Origin of the sequence: Shewanella sediminis HAW-EB3, from assembly GCF_000018025.1 — a bacterium.
Lineage (GTDB): Bacteria > Pseudomonadota > Gammaproteobacteria > Enterobacterales > Shewanellaceae > Shewanella > Shewanella sediminis.
The window spans coordinates 1861243-1877683 of record NC_009831.1 but is presented as its reverse complement, the minus strand read 5'-3'; the positions used below and the strand labels follow the sequence as shown (position 1 = coordinate 1877683).

The window sequence follows — 16441 nt, the reverse complement described above, 5'->3', positions numbered from 1 at the left end:
GCAGGAATCTCCAGTTTATAAGTATGTCTTTCTCTTGTGATTGTTAATTATTATCTTATTTTTCTACGCCGTCGAAGGCGTAGCACCGCTGGCATCATTTCACAAAATGTTGACCTGTGTCAACAATTGAAGCGGTCTAAAACTAGTAGAAAACGACCTTAAAGGATGCAAAACAAGCAAAAGGGAGTTTTTCAGACAACTAAGTAAAAAGCGCATTAACAAGAGGCTAATAAAAAAAACCACAAATACAGGATTAACCTTTGTTTTTACTGAACTTTAACTTGTTAACATTATATTTCAAGATTTAACAAGTTATTAACCAAAGCTGGTTATACCAGTATACATTTACATTGCTATATCTGGATAATTATTGTTAAAACCATCCTAATTACCCCCTTTAATCTTAGGTCGCAATACGTGAGCGAGCCTTCCGGTCCCAGATCACACATTCCAAAAAAAAGAGACGTAAGACTAACGTCAACTTAAACATTAAAATCACGAAGGCTTTTCATCGTTAATTGAATTATTGCTTTGTTATCAATAAATTCCAGCCCAAAACATCCTTATTTTCATCCACGACCGATGAAAGGTGGTCCAACGATGCATTATGTTGTGAAATGAGAGAAATAATCTCCGCTAAAGAGCGCTCAGTTTGTGCAGCATCGGCCAGTTCGGACAGCCTTACATCGAGTGTTTTTAGCTGTTGTATTGCAAATTCAATATAGTTCAGCTTTTTATCTTTATTCCAAAACAATCCAGTCTTAAATAGGGTCGCGACATAGTTCAGTAATTCACAGTCTTTAAGCGCCGATTCGTCCCTATCGACCAGTACACCGATCGCTGCATTTAGCTGTATTCTGAGGGCCTCACAGCTTTGGTCTTGCTTGACTCTATCTAAATCTTGCTTACTCTTCACCTCTCCCATCTTATCGACTATCCCTCTGAGTAAATTGAAAATTTCTTCAAGCTCCTCAGATTTAATTAGCGACAATATTCGTCGGTTTCGGTTCAAAATTAGCGAGTTTTCATGGTGCATAACCAGAGCGAGTCGTCCCTTAGTGCTAAGTACTCTCAATGCTTCGGGGATCGCTTTTTTAAGATCCGCATACTCAATTCCATACTGGGACATTACTAGCTCAAATTGTCCATTTTCAAAAGGAAGTTCGATACAGTCAATATTTGATAATAATTTTACTTTAAGGTTGTCAGCCAAGTTAACGGCATTAATATCTGTCTTAATTTTCGCCAGATCGACACCTATCACCTCACCCTCAACAGCTCTGTTTTTCAGATAGTCGCTCACCAACAAGGGTAAAGCACCATTACCTGTCGCGATGTCTAATACCTTAAAGTCATTTGTTAGCTCTTCGAATCGTGGTGCCCATATCTCATTTAACACCCCGGTATAGTTACTGCTAAAACTCTCACCAAAAGAGGTCAAGTGCCCCTGTTCCCAATAATCACTCCAATGGTTATTCATACGACTCACTCTCGTTATTGTAATTACTTGAAGATAATACAGAAAAACACTAAAAAAAAAGACCCTTACGGGTCTTTTTTAACTTAAATACTCAATTTAGAATTTAAGTGTATAACGTGCAGTGTACTCACGACCATAGTTGTTATAAAGGTCTGTATCTTCAAACTTACCGTCTGAAGTCAATACTGGATCTTCATCTGTCAGGTTGTTAACAGCAAACATGATTGCGCCGTAGGCACCAACATCATAAGTGTAGCTGATGTTGTGGATTAACCATGAATCCAACTCGCCTTCATCCTTAGTCTCATAAGTTGAAGAGGTGTAGTTCATGTTCCAAGATAGTCTGTGGTCACCCATTGAGTAAGTCGTAGTAAATACTGACTTATAGTCTGGCTGACCAGCCCAGCCAGCAGTATCTTCTGCTGCTTGACCACCTGTAACTTCTTCAATGTATTCCAGAACGAAGCTGTTGTTCCAGTTTATAGCGAAGTCACCGACCTCTGTTTCAAAGTTTGCATTCAAGCCAACATCGACACCACTAATCTCTAACTTATCTGTGTTACCGTAACCGGTACCAACCTCAAGAACCGGACCAAGACCTCCACCAGTACCCGGTGCACGGTCAACATAGAAAGTTTCAGTAGTCGCTAGAGTGCCATCCGCAATACCTTCCATCACGTTAGTAATACTACGCTGACTGATCACATTATCGATATTCAGGTTGAAGTAATCGACTTTAATACCGAAGTTATCAACGATATCCCACGCAACACCTAAGTTGATGTACTCAGACGTTTCAGGACCTAGGTCTCCGTTTGCACTGATCCAAGTGTCATACTGCTGCTCTTTACAATCAGCTTCAGCTACTCCATTAGATGTACAGCCAGGGTAATCGGTACCATCTTCAGCACTGAAGGTTGTTGCCGCATACAGCTGATCCAGTGCCGGTGCACGGAATGCTTCTGAGTAAGATGCACGTACTACGATATTATCAAGTGCCTGCCAGCGAACAGATGCTTTAGGTGCTGTATTGCCACCAAAGTCGCTATAATCATCGTAACGAACTGCTAAGTTAACTTCTACGCTGTCTATAACAGGTAGTGCAACTTCATAGAATGCAGCCCAAACCTGACGGTCACCGCCTGCTGAGTTACCAGCACTACCACCAATCAGACCCGCTTCAGATTGTGCATCATAAACTTCAGAAAAATCTTGCTCGAAGTATTCCATACCGAAGTAATGAGCCGCTTGACCGCCTGGCAGTTCGAAAGCATCGAAACCAATACCAGCGTTGTACTGGTGGAACTCTGCGGTTCCCTGAGTCAGCGTCGTCGCCTTCATGTTATTGATGCCAGCTTCAGAACCTAAATCTATTCCGTTTGCTTCGTTATAAGCAAGGCCAGAGTAACTTAGGTAGTACTCACCCATAGACTTGTTATCGGCCTTGTTGTAGTGGTAGTAGAACTCCCACTCAGCATCGTTCCATGCGCTGACAGTACCACGAAGACCCGTTAGGTAATCCTGGTTGTAATCATCAACTGTACCATCACGAGTACCGATACCAACCCAACGGTAGTAACCTGTTGCTTCAACATCCCATGGGTTTTCAGGATGATCTGCTGCCATGTTATTCCACTTTGCTGCTGGTGGAGCATAACGACCAAATGATGTGTTCTGGGTGAACATGACACGGCCAAACCACTCAACATCTTCAGCTACTTCATAATTTGCATCGACATAAACTGTGTTACGGTCAATCGATGCCTTGTTATAAGACACGTTACCGTAAGCATACATACATAGATCTGATCCTGGGCCGAACTGCTGTTCACCAGACATCTTTCTAAATGTATCTTCACCATATTGTGCGATAAGCGCATCACAATTTGTTGAAGGCTGGAATGTTCCATCCGGATGTCTTACGTTCGCACCGTAATAACTCCAGCCATCTGTCTCGGTGTAGGCATCGATAATACCGTTACCATCGAAATCATTAGTCCAAGGTGCAGTAAACTCACGATCGGCATCAGCAATGCCTTCACGGTCCTGATGGTCCCATGCAAAGGTAATATTACCCTTGTCCATCTCATAACCGGCAATAACTGAAAATTCTTTACTCGTCATGCCATCATCTCGGTCACGACTACCAGCACCAACGCTAAACTCAAGACCCTGGAAGTTCTTCTTCATGATGATGTTTACAACACCAGCAATCGCATCAGAACCGTAAGTAGATGAAGCACCATCGGTTAGGATTTCGATACGCTCAACGGCCGCCATTGGGATAGCGTTAAGGTTTGCCGCAGAACCACCAAGAGTTGGTGAACCAGGGAAACGCTTACCATCGATCAATACCAGAGTACGATCTGAACCGGCACCACGTAGGTTAATCGTTGCTTGAGACTGAGCAGAACTACCTGAGCGCTCAGAGAAAGAACCGAAAGAGTTAAGGTTACTGTTACGTAGCGCATCGGCTACGGTAAAGTTACCTTCAACCTTCATATCTTCAGCTGTAATGGTTGTTACAGGAGATGCACCTTCAAGGTCACTACGCTTAATACGTGAACCAGTTACCTCAATTCGCTCTACTTTATCTGCTGATGCTTCATCAGCCGCAAATACTGTAGGAACTGCAAAAGCTGTTGCTGCAGCGCCACCAATTAGTGCAAAACGCACTGAATTAGCTAGTAAGCTGTTCTTATACATGTTGTTTCTCCCTGGACTCTATTTATTATTTTATTATGAGATGTATCCAGATGCACACAAAGTGTTACACCTAACTACATTCGCAAACAAATAAGACCATACATGAAACATTTAATCAACAAGTCAGCAGTATTTTTTACAGAGGTGTTATCCGTTCGACTATTTTATATACAGGCGAGTGTAAAAAATTGAATTCTTTAGATAGATTTCTATTATTACTATTGAATGATGTAGATATTGAGAGGGTTACTCTTTTTATTCTCACAGTCTAAACATTAAGCCTGCAACCATATAAAACAGTGTGTTAGATATATTTTGCAGCAAAATCCAGCTCAAAAAAGGCGAAGTTGGTGCCATTAGTACGAGAATATGGTTAGTTGAAATGAATAATTGGATGCTATTTAATCAGTTACAGCTAACATTAACACCCACACAACAAGCGTAATTATTTCGTTACACAATGAGTGATATTCTATCATATAGCCCATTTTTAATGATTTTATAAATTCAATTAGAACAGGGTCTAAGGATTGACAAGGCGGGGTTAACTTGATTGGGTAGAAATGAAATGTAGCTACTGCTTATATTATCGTTGTGACTTACTTTACCCATTTTATATTGAAGAAGAATATATGGTGATCCTACGGAATTGGAAAGAGCTCGCTGGCACAAAGTAAAGAGAGAGAGTTTCTAATTATTCAAAGCTTCTATCTTAATTAATAGTCGCAATCCTATTAGCTCTGGTATTTGCGCAGTAAAGCCATGACTAATTAAATCAAAAAAACGCCCACATGGGGCGTTTTTCAAAAGCTAAAAATCGTAATCTTACAGGTAATATCTTATGCCAATTGCAACACCATCACTCTCATCTGGAGTTTGGTTACCAGCATTGAATTCACTCATATCTTTACGTGCTTCTATATAAAGCATTGTTTGCTCGTCCCAAACAAAATGCAGACCAGCGACGATGAACTGACGCTTAAATTCGCCATCATTATAAAATGCTTCGTATGCGTCACCAGCTTTGAGGTAGTTATAAGCAAAGATAGGCTTAAGGCCATTGTCAAACTTATAGCTGAACAGTGACTCAAGACCTACAGCGTCGTGCATCAAGCGGCCCATGTTATCTGTATCATGGAACTCGTTCTTGTTGATGTTGATCGCAGCGTAGAAACCTGGTTGCTCAAATCCACCCCAAGTCAAACCAGCACCATAAATGTAATCTGTTTCAGAGATACCTTCGCCCGATGCCATGGTACCGTCAAATTCACCTAAGTTGAAACCAGCCGTAAGTGTTAGCATATCTGTTGCGGCATAAGTGATAGAACCACCAACGGTATTGTTGTATTCAACCGTTGCAATAGTTTCACTAGTAGAAGCTGTAGAGCTTCCAGTCATGAAGTTTTTATCAGCTGTTGGGAAAGGGTTTGAATTATTATCCAGCGAGCTTTCTGTCAAATCAAAGCTATCTTGCTTTAATTGCACCTGTAGAGCGAAGCTAACATCACCAAATGCATTACGGTATTGAACGGTGTTGTCACCACGACCAGTACCATTAATAGCACCATCGGCTTTGTTATATGTGTAAGTACCTGACGCGTTACCATCCCAAGTGTTCACTAGGTTAGTGTTATAAACTACGTCGTACCAAGCGCCCCACTGCTTACCTATTGTCAGGCTACCGTATGTATCATGACCAAGACCGACATAACCTAGACGATTATGAAGAAATTCATCACTTTCAGAAGAAAAAGCACTGTCATTGTTATATTCAATGTCACTGTTTCCAAACGGGTTAACACTCCACTCGAGCTTTGTGAATGCTTTCCATCCATCGCTCATTTCACGGGTAAATCCAAAATTGATGCGAGATGCACCGTTTACCACTTCTGTAGCCCCTTGAGTGTTGATGATGCGCGCATCCATCCATCCACCGATCTCAACGGCATTTTTGTCGTCTTTATAGATCTCGATTGCCGATACCGACGGAACAAATATAACGGCTGCTAATGCGGATGCTACTAGAGTCTTTTTCATGTGATGTCTAACCTTAATGTTTTCAGTCTGCTTGATTCTATTTTGTGTCATTCCGTTGTTTTATTTCTTCCTGATTGCAATTGAGACTAACAAAATATTAGCAATCACTCAAAGAGGAATGTCACAAAAATCGCGGTTTTTAGCAGCAAAAAACCCATTAAAACCCTTTAGCAGCAAGTGCCGCACCGAAACGCAACACAAACTCAACATAGCATTAAGATTCACCCCATTAAATTAACGATAACTGATTAGAAGCAATACTTTCGAATTTAACTTTCAATATGGTAAGAACGGGATCAGAAATAGGTTGAAGTTGTCTATCTATGTAGTAATCGTAATCTATCGATGACTTTTGAAACTTAACCGGCTCAGCCCCATTAAGCGTGATGAGATACTCGACTTTGGTACCCTTTCTGGAATATTGCTCATCAGAGGTATGTTGACACATCTTCTGAGCCGCTTTTACATGAGGTGATGACTTAGCGGTATAGTCTTTGATATCTCTACGTAGCCTTTTCGTAAATATCAATTCATCATCCAATTTACCCAGCTTCAGGTCATCAATAACACCACGCAAGAAAGAGACAACATCAAGTTTAGAGAAAAGACGAAAATACAGTTCTTGCTGTACCCTTCTGGCTAATGGACTCCAATCACTTCTCACCTGCTCCATGCCTTTAAAGACCAGTTCAAGTTCACCATCGGGTTTAGTATAGGCTCCCACGTATCGTTTCTTTGACCCTTCCGATGAGCCCCTCAATGTCGGCATAAAGAACTGTTCAAAATGAGATTCAAATTCCAACTCCAGATAACAGTCGAGCTTCATCTCATTTTTAAGTTTCTCTTTCCACCTCCGGTTCACTATGTCCACCAGCTGCTTCCCAATTTCGCCGATACCAGTTTGGGGAGATTTCCCCCCTAACCAGACAAAAGTTGAGTCGGTATCGCCATAAATCACCTGGTAGCCCAACTCCTCAATCCACTTACGCGTCTGCTTCATGATCTCATGACCTCTGAGTGTTATAGAGCTTGCTAAGCGGGCATCATGAAATACACAACCTTTCGAACCCAGCACACCATATAAGGAGTTCATGATAATTTTTATCGCCTGAGAAAGCGGAGCATTGTTTTCAGCCTTTGCTTCCTCCCTGTGCTCGGCTAACGTTTTTATCAGTTGAGGTAAGATGGGTGAGCGCCGACTAAACTTTGCCCCCAGAAAACCGTCCACTGTATCGGACTCCTGTGATGATAGCCCTTCTATTAACCCTTTAGGATCGATCAAGAATGTACGTATGATAGAGGGATAAAGACTCTTGAAATCCAAAACCACTATATCCCGATATAAACCCGGTATAGAGTCCATCACATACCCACCAGGGCTCTCGAGTCCCTGGCTTGCAGCCCCGGAGGGAGCGACGTAACCCGCTCTATGAAGATATGGCAGATAGAGATTATTAAATGCAGCAACTGAACCACCGACCCGACCTAACTCCAGACCTGTTAACCTCGAGCGCTCAATGGCAAAGTCAAACAGTTGAGTTTTCTCAAAAATATCCCAAACTAAACGGCTATCGTTAAGATTGTAATGGGCTAATGCCAACTTATTCTGGTGAAAAAGCTCGGTGATCTCCTCTCCTCTGTTCTCTACATTATGAATTGCCTTACCGCGATCCAATAATGCTCGACTGACAAACTCTAGAGAGAAACTATCGAATCGATAAAATGCAGCTTTGAGCCAATCAATACCATCGAGCACGACCCTGCCTGGTAAGGTCAGGGTTTCAGGCCGATATTTATCTGCAACTTTCCATCCAAGCTCGCTTTTCCCACGACCAATAGTCAGGGCAATACCGTGGAGTTTTGCTCTTCTGTACAACAGAGCCAGATCGAAAGTAACAACAGCCCAACCAATGACCACATCGGGATCATAGTCGGCAAACCAATTTATCAACGCAATAATCAGTGTTTTTTCGTCACTCACCCACTGGATATCATCGACAATTCGAGCAAACTCTCCATCTGGCTGCTTGTTTGAGCCCTGATCTGTCTGGTTGCCTACCATGATCACTTTTTGATACTCATCGCCTTTTTCATTACGTCCATAAAGTCCCACCGAATATAGCTCTCCATTGAAGCTACATTCAAAATCCAGAGATATTGATTTTAATTCGATATCGAAAGATCTTTTCCTGGCGCGCTGGGCGATGAACACCGGAAGGGCCGAGGAGGGGATGTCTTCGACATAATGCCCCATAAATTCGGCATCCAGAGCGATGAAACGTTCAATAAGATAACGCTGCTCGGGTCTGATATCGGCTTCAAAAAGGTCAATCCCTAAGTCAATAGCACCTTTGATCAGATGCCGGAAACCTTGTCTTGATTGACAATAGATAGCGGTGACATTGTCTAAATCAAAGTTATGTAAGGGTAACGCCTTGGTTCTCACCACGCCGAGTGCGGGGATTGAAAGCAAGGCTGCTAGGTTAGCACTGGCACAAAAACAGATGAATTCTGCTTGGGGAACTTTGACCAAAACAGGGCCATTTTCAGTTTTCACATAATAATGTAGCCATAATGAAGCTGAATCTTGAACAACATGCCGTGAAAGCACCCTTCCCTTTAGCGCAGTATTGGGGTTTATCTCTTTATTCATAACAGTTAAACAAGCCTCAACGCCTGACTCACGTTTCGTTGGTGATCGATACTAGTACCAAATCTGATAATGTATTACTCAATAAACTAAATAATTCTAGTTAAGGCTATGCAATCACTGTTATTATGTACAGCTCTATTTCTCTCTTTGTATGCGCATGTTATCTGCTGACGTAAAAACTCAAATTCGTACCATATATAAAGGTATTGCTTCGGCGTTACCTGACTTCCGCTCCAGGCGGGAACAAAACTATATCGTCGCAGAGATATCTAAAACCCTGGCGGGTGAATACGATAAACATAGACGCATCATAGTCGTTGAAGCTGGAACCGGGATCGGAAAGTCTCTGGCTTATATATTAGGCTCGATTCCGCTTGCGTTAGCCAGTAAGAAGAAAGTCTGTATTGCCACGGCAACCGTCGCCCTTCAGGAGCAGCTTTTACACAAAGATCTGCCCTTCTTTCTCGCGCAATCTGAATTAGATTTTACGTTCGGTCTGGTAAAAGGACGGCAGAGATACGTCTGTCTGTCTAAACTCGAGATGCTCATCGGCGCCGACAACGGCACCCAAATGGCGATGTGGCAAACAAAGCCTGACAATAGTCAGGTAAAGCAACTGCAAGCCCTGTTAAAAGACTATCATGAAGGGAAATGGAACGGTGAACGCGATACCTTGACCTCGCAACTGCCCGACTATTTATGGCAGCAGATTGCCTGCGACAAACACAGTTGTCATCGCCAATTGGCCAGTCATCGAAATTGCCCATTTCACAAAGCCAGAGAAGATATCGACAACTGGGATGTACTGATAGCTAACCACAGTCTGCTTTTTGCCGACCTGGAATTAGGTGGTGGCGTCATTCTTCCCGATCCCGAAGAGCTCTACTACATTATCGACGAAGCCCACCACCTGCCTATGGTGGCTCGAGACTTCTCCAGTGCCCAGTCTACATTAAGGGGCGCCATAGATTGGTTAGATAAAATAGATAAAACCAGTAGCAAGTTACAAAATCAAATAAAGAGTAACCATATCATCGCCCCAGCTCAGGCGATGCAAGATCATGTAACCGATCTAACAGGCTTATTAAATCAGATAGCCCACTACTGCGACTCTCAAACTAAGCGCTTCGATAACCCTGAAAATCGTATCCGGTTCGAACATGGTAAATTGCCCGAAGCCCTAATGATACAAGCTGAAAACTTAGCCACCGTTTCGACAACGGCACTGAAACAGTTTAATAAGATGTTGGTATTACTCAGTGAAGCGATTAAAGATGGTGATATCCCTAAACATCAATCTGAGCAACTGCTAACTGAAACCGGCTTCATGTTGCAAAGATTAGAAAACCTACAGAAACTGTGGAAAATGATGGCGAAGGAGGATAATCCCAAGGGTGCCCCTATGGCACGTTGGATTGAACTCATCACAGGAAAACAAACTGATTACCTGTTTAACGCCTCTCCAATCGAAGTCGGTTTTATGCTGGAGAAATTACTCTGGGATAAAGCGGCTGGGGTTGTACTTTGCAGTGCAACATTACGGGCGTTGAATAACTTCAACCATTTCACCCGCCAGGTAGGGCTCTCTATCGATGATGGCAGCCGTTATCTGGCCTTAGATTCTCCATTCGATTTCGAGCAAAATGCCACCCTCTTCTTGCCTCAAATGAAAACTGAGCCTACCGATGACAGTTATACTGAAGAGCTTGCTGAACAGATCCTGGCATTAATTGAAGGTGAACAAGCGACCTTAGTGCTATTCGCTTCCTATTGGCAGATGGAAAAAGTGGCAGATCTCGTTGAAAACAAAATTAAGACAGGATTACAGTTACAAGGTACAGCATCGAGACAAGAGATATTAACCAATCACAAGAAGCGTTGTGATGAAAACGAGCCGAGTATTATTTTTGGGACCGGGAGCTTCTCAGAAGGACTCGATCTTCCGGGTGAATATCTGACGAATCTGATCATCACCAAGCTTCCTTTCGCTGTGCCCACCTCTCCCGTAGAGCAGGCCCATGCCGAATACATTAAAATTAAAGGCGGTAATCCCTTCCTACAGCTGACGATTCCGGATGCATCACGTAAACTGATACAAAGTTGTGGTAGATTACTCCGTAAAGAGCAAGACTATGGCCGCATCACGATTTTGGACAGACGTCTTGTCAGTAAACGCTATGGAAAATCATTACTGGATGCTCTACCTCCCTTTCGCCGCGTAATTGAATAGGCATACTTTTGGATTTACTGTTTGAACCTTCAACATGGGCCATATTAGCCGGTATTGGCCTTATCGCAGGTTTCATCGATGCTGTTGCCGGTGGAGGGGGATTATTGTCTATCCCCGCGCTACTTACTGTGGGGATCCCACCGCACTTAGCCTTAGGAACGAATAAATTAGCGGCATGCTTTGGCTCATCTATGGCCGCATTTACCTATTATCGAAAGAACCTCTTTACCCCAAATCTTTGGTACCACACTTTTATTGCGACCTTTATCGGTGCAGTTAGTGGCACATTTATCGTCTATCTGATTGACAAGAGTTGGTTAGAAAAATGGCTGCCTGTCATTATCATTGTTATCGCTATTTATACTCTATTAAAACCAAATGCGATGGGTTGTACCAGCTTTACTCCACTGAGAAAGCCGGCTACTGCAGTTAAACAATGGCTCCAAGGGGTAATATTGGGGTTTTATGATGGTTTTGCCGGTCCTGGTACCGGCGCTTTTTGGACAATCAGCAGTACTACCTATCATCGTCTCCCTCTTCTGCATAGCTGTGGCTTGGCCAGGGCGATGACATTCACCAGTAACCTCACCTCACTGTTAATCTTTTTTGCACTGGGAAAAGTCAACCTGGTAATTGGCCTATCCATGGGGCTCTGCATGATGTTAGGTTCGTTTATTGGCGCGCGATCTGCGATAAAATTCGGGGTGCAGTTCATCAGGCCCCTGTTTGTAACTATCGTACTATTGACCGCAGCAAAACTTGCCTGGAGTGCTTGGTTTTGAATACAAATGAACTACTCAAACGATTAAGAGTCCAACATAAACAATTAGAACAGGAAGTGCTTCAACACGACGCTTTACTGCCCAAAGGCCAGAGACGGTTACTTCAGGACACTGAACGCTTTAACGATGAGCTTTTCATTCAAACCGGTGCAGAACTTAAGCCTTGTATTGAGCAGATAAATAAGAGTATTCAACAGTTAGAAAAGTTACTCAGAAATAAGTTGTCGGCAAGCACTATCGCAGTAAGTTGTGAGCGTATACAAGATAGGTTCACTGCGGTAAGAAGAGCCTTAAATACGACCACGCTTGGGGTCAAATCGGCTGAACAACAAAAAACCTCACGTATCGCACAAGCTCGCAGTCGCCGCAGGAAAACCCATAATGACAGTGGCTTCAACTGGATTGCTGCAGGCGTGATGCAGAACAGCCATCAACTCTATGAAGAACTCAATAAACACCATAATTGGGTGCAGAAATTTGAGCAGAAAATTGAAAGTTTGCAATCTGAACTCGAAAACTGTCATAGTGCTGACAAAATCAAAATGCAAAATGAAATCCTTTTAGTTCATCGACGTTTAGGTAAATGCCGACAAGCTATAAGCTATATAGAAGAGCGTATTCAGGCGTTTGAACGCCCTTATAGTCAAACCAATAGAAGATACTAGATCCGTTTGGTTTGGATATATATCCGAATTATTATCGTTAAGGAGTAACAATGAAATCACTCAAGCCAATCACCGCAGTCATCGCTCTGCTTGGTTCCTCATCGGTTCTGGCTGCCAACTTGCATATTCCAATGGCGTTCGAATACCTTGCCATCGATGGGAAGAAAATAGAGACCAGCCTATTCAATCATAAGGCCGATCTCGAACTGACCAATGGTTCTCATAAAATTGCAATTCGTTACCATGACATGGTTGAGGATGATTTTAGTGACGGTGAGAGCTTTGTTAAGTCATCACCATTTATCATCGCTATTGACGTTGATGGCGATCATGAATACCGACTAAAACCTGCCGATGGCGATTTTGTAAAAAAACCAAAAACTTTTGCAAAATCTCCCCAGGTCGTGATCACACGAAGCGATAAGGGTCAGGTGAGCTATAGAGTCGATCAGACCGAATTTACTGAAGATTCATTTGTAAATACTCTCTTCGGTGGCGGAAATGGCCAGGATGTTGCCAGTGTCGCCACTGCTGCAACAGGTGGTGCCGTTATCGCATCCACGACACCTACTGCACCAGTCAGTAAACCTGCACCTATCGACGCCGGGATAACCCCCACTCCTGTCTCAGGCGATAAAGCAAGCGATGCTGCACACGCTCAACAAATGCTTCAATACTGGTGGTTACACGCAGATAAAGAAACCCGTAAAGAGTTCATGAGCTGGGCGATTAAACAACTGTAAACAAGTCCTTGTGAAACGCCAGCCACTACGAGCTGGCGTTATCAGTTCTCAACACCACTTTTCGCACAAACACTTAACTCTCGATAGCACTCGTCGGCCATGCACAGGTGACTCATCACCTAATTAAGAACGCAAGTTACAAGCTAATTTGTGCCTTTACCCTATCCGCAATGCCTATACTCTCCTCATTGCTTTTATGGTGCCTGCCCTTTTAAAACCAGAAACGGTTATATTTCCAATATGTAGCTAGACAGTTATCACAAACTGGCACTAGAATTATCAAAAAGGCCGGGTAAAATTTCTATTGCTGCAAACCGATTATGGTAGCAAACTAATGGTCAGTAGCTTTTTCGCTAATAGCAATTACGATAATTATCATGGAGCATCTCTATGCAACTAGAAATTCGAAATTATTACGAAGTACTCTTAATAGAACTATTATCCGATGAAGGCTTGTTAGATGAGTTACCCGCCGATTATCTTGCTGATCTTTGCTGTGTCACACTCAACCAGCTTCCGGTCAGGTACATTCGCCACCTGGTCGATACCTATTTCTTCGAAGATTACAATGAACTCGCAGAAATGAAGTCAGAGATCCAAACGGCATTGGAAAAGTCGCGGGCATTTCTAAAGGCTAACTTGAACAAAGAAAAAGAGTGATTTGAATAAAATATAGAGCGGTTATCTCAGACAAAGAGAGCTGCGATAAAATGAGTCGAATTTAATAGGGTGTAAAGAGTGAGGGGGAGTTTGGAGGCTCCCCTAGAGCCGCACCCCGGCACATGAGTCGCCTGCTGCGGTTGCTCCCTTCCGGGCCTGGCCGAGTTCACAGGTTATCATTGCGGGGGGACCCTAGGGTCACCATTGCTTTCTCGAGATAAACACCTCAAAGAACGGCGAGCATTATCTACTATGCCCGCCCAGCAATCAAGCCTTTAAACTAAACATATCCAGAGAACTGCACCGACTGCTGATTCTATAAGCAAATATCGGCAAACAGGTCTCTTTGATGGTTCCGTTCGATTACAAAGTGATCACTCCCTTATTCTTTTCAACTAATTTTGTCCCTATGCCCTTCACTTTGACAAGATCGTTAATGGAATCGAACTGTCCATGGCTGGTACGATAATCAATTATCGCTTGTGCCTTGGACTCGCCGATCCCATTGAGCAAGACCAGCTCTTGAACGGATGCGGTATTGATATTGATATTGATACTCTGATGTTGGCTTTGTGGTTGAACGACATCGACTTCCGGGCTTTTGGTCTTAGCCTCGGCAATGTTGATATTCAGAGATAATAGGGCAGCGGTAAATAACGCAGTAATCACTGTGTGTTTCATGGTTCTATTCCTTCTTGTGAGTAATCCATTCATTTATGGCCATCAGTCCATTAATCCCTGGCCACTTTACAAATGTAGATCAATAGCTCACTTCTTGCCAACTATTGATTCCTGCATCATTGGCGCAAACAAAAACAAAGCCCGGATCACACTTTCCAATTTATTGGTAAGTTTCACATTCACAGATACTGACTCAACAAAGACCTGTTTTGAAATTCAATCAGAATTTTTTAGATCACCAAAGCGCTTCTCAAGTCACGAAATATGACAAAAAATAGATCTACTTCACCTATATAATTTTAGGTAGCCGTAATAAATACACAATCAAATTTATTTTGTGTAACTGAGCGACTGAGCTAGTGTGTTCCATCCTGATAATAACGATAAAGGACATTCGAATGTCTATGGAACAAACCGAAGCATATTTAACTGAGCCAACCCCCTCAGAGAGCAAAGCACAGAGAAACTATCTTATTTTGTTTGCCGATATAGCCCTGTTTATAATGCTTTATAATTTCCTTCCTTTCGAAGAAGGCATTAACACAGGGCTTTCCATTCTCATCTTTGCCGCGATCCTTTGGCTGACAGAGGCTATCCACATCAGTATCACCGCCATACTCATTCCTATCCTGGCCGTGGTATTAGGTGTATTTGAAACGAAAACGGCAATGAGTAATTTTGCCAATCCGATCATCTACCTCTTTTTTGGTGGTTTCGTTCTTGCTGCGGCACTGAATCAACAGGGAATAGATAAGCTCATAGCCCATAGGGTGCTTACTGCATCGAAAGGCAAGCTCAGCCTTGCCTGTATGTTTTTGTTCGGCATAACGGCTCTGTTATCCATGTGGATAAGCAATACGGCAACGGCTGCTATGATGCTGCCACTCGCATTGGGCATTTTGCAGCAACTCGACTTTAAAGAGCATAAAAAAACCTACCTGTTTATGCTTCTGGGCATAGCATATTCCGCTAACATAGGTGGTATTGGTACCTTAGTGGGTAGCCCTCCAAATGCAATCGCTGCAGCCCAAGTCGGCCTAAGCTTCAGTGATTGGTTAGAGTTTGGTCTTATCACTGTAGCCTTAATGCTCCCGACCATGCTTATTGCCCTGTATCTATTCTTAAAACCGGATCTTTCAGTCATCTGTAAGTTATCGACTTCAGAGACCAAATTAAATTTTCAAGGCAAGCTTACCCTATTGGTCTTCATTACAACTGTGTGTTGTTGGATATTCAGTAAACCCATTTCACAGGCACTCGGCGGGATCTCAAAATTCGATACAGTAGTAGCCCTAAGTGCAGTTGTTACCTTAGCTGGCCTTGGTTTAGTCGACTGGAAGAGAATTGAACGCACTACCGACTGGGGCGTACTCATCCTGTTTGGTGGCGGTTTAACCTTAAGCGCAATATTGAAAGCCACTGGAACCAGTGTCTTTCTGGCACATTGGGTTACCGATATCTTTGGTAACACCCATATGGCACTCTTCACCTTTGCCGTGATCTTCTTTGTTGTCATGTTAACCGAATTTGCCAGTAATACGGCCAGTGCCGCGCTACTCGTACCTGTGTTCGCTGCAATCGCAGAGGCACTAGGGCTATCACCCGTCATGTTATCGGTATTAATTGGTATTGCAGCCTCTTGCGCCTTTATGCTGCCCGTCGCAACGCCACCTAACGCCATTGTTTATGGCTCAGGCTTTATCAAACAATCGGAGATGATGCGAGCGGGTGTCATCATTAACTTTATCAGTATGTTTGTGTTGTATATCATCGCCCATACGTTCTGGAATATTTAATACCGATT

General features: G+C 43.0%; 11 protein-coding genes and 1 other RNA gene. 6 read left to right on the top strand and 6 right to left on the bottom strand.

The annotated features are described in order from the left end of the window. Window positions 1-523 precede the first annotated feature (523 nt). The 4 genes from SSED_RS08140 to SSED_RS08125 form a co-directional block, all read right to left on the bottom strand. Window positions 524-1480, bottom strand: coding sequence for a class I SAM-dependent methyltransferase (locus SSED_RS08140; RefSeq protein ID WP_012141917.1), 957 nt, complete (start codon window positions 1478-1480; stop codon window positions 524-526). A 96-nt stretch (window positions 1481-1576) separates the two neighbouring features. Then, on the bottom strand, window positions 1577-4186 hold the full coding sequence (locus tag SSED_RS08135; RefSeq protein WP_012141916.1) for a TonB-dependent receptor: 2610 nt from the start codon (window positions 4184-4186) through the stop codon (window positions 1577-1579). Between the two features lie 825 nt (window positions 4187-5011). Then, entirely contained in the window at window positions 5012-6223 is a 1212-nt protein-coding gene (locus tag SSED_RS08130; RefSeq protein ID WP_012141915.1) for a porin, read from the bottom strand. 229 nt (window positions 6224-6452) lie between these two features. Continuing rightward, entirely contained in the window at window positions 6453-8876 is a 2424-nt protein-coding gene (locus SSED_RS08125) for a DNA polymerase II (RefSeq protein WP_041421598.1), read from the bottom strand. A 157-nt stretch (window positions 8877-9033) separates the two neighbouring features. On the opposite strand from SSED_RS08125, the gene dinG reads away from it, so the two are divergent. The 5 genes from dinG to SSED_RS08100 all read left to right on the top strand — a co-directional run bounded on the left by dinG (window position 9034) and on the right by SSED_RS08100 (window position 13956). Beyond that, window positions 9034-11106: an ATP-dependent DNA helicase DinG gene (dinG, locus tag SSED_RS08120; RefSeq protein ID WP_041421597.1), complete on the top strand. Its 2073-nt coding sequence runs from the start codon at window positions 9034-9036 to the stop codon at window positions 11104-11106. 8 nt (window positions 11107-11114) lie between these two features. Continuing rightward, window positions 11115-11888: a TSUP family transporter gene (locus SSED_RS08115; protein ID WP_012141912.1), complete on the top strand. Its 774-nt coding sequence runs from the start codon at window positions 11115-11117 to the stop codon at window positions 11886-11888. Beyond that, a complete protein-coding gene (locus SSED_RS08110; RefSeq protein ID WP_012141911.1) occupies window positions 11885-12553 on the top strand; it encodes a primosomal replication protein in 669 nt (222 codons plus the stop codon). Before SSED_RS08115 ends, SSED_RS08110 begins: the two co-directional genes overlap by 4 nt. Window positions 12554-12603: 50 nt before the next feature. Then, window positions 12604-13296: a DUF2057 domain-containing protein gene (locus SSED_RS08105; protein ID WP_012141910.1), complete on the top strand. Its 693-nt coding sequence runs from the start codon at window positions 12604-12606 to the stop codon at window positions 13294-13296. A gap of 390 nt (window positions 13297-13686) precedes the next feature. Continuing rightward, on the top strand, window positions 13687-13956 hold the full coding sequence (locus tag SSED_RS08100) for a late competence development ComFB family protein (RefSeq protein WP_012141909.1): 270 nt from the start codon (window positions 13687-13689) through the stop codon (window positions 13954-13956). Window positions 13957-14055: 99 nt separating this feature from the next. Here SSED_RS08100 and ffs read toward each other — a convergent pair. Beyond that, window positions 14056-14152, bottom strand: an RNA gene (ffs, locus tag SSED_RS23780) — signal recognition particle sRNA small type. Between the two features lie 167 nt (window positions 14153-14319). Continuing rightward, window positions 14320-14637 (bottom strand): ComEA family DNA-binding protein, encoded by a 318-nt coding sequence (locus SSED_RS08095; RefSeq protein ID WP_012141908.1) that lies wholly within the window; start codon window positions 14635-14637, stop codon window positions 14320-14322. Window positions 14638-15035: 398 nt separating this feature from the next. Here SSED_RS08095 and SSED_RS08090 point away from each other — a divergent pair, with 398 nt between their 5' ends. Then, on the top strand, window positions 15036-16433 hold the full coding sequence (locus SSED_RS08090) for an SLC13 family permease (protein ID WP_012141907.1): 1398 nt from the start codon (window positions 15036-15038) through the stop codon (window positions 16431-16433). The last annotated feature ends 8 nt before the right edge of the window (window positions 16434-16441 follow it).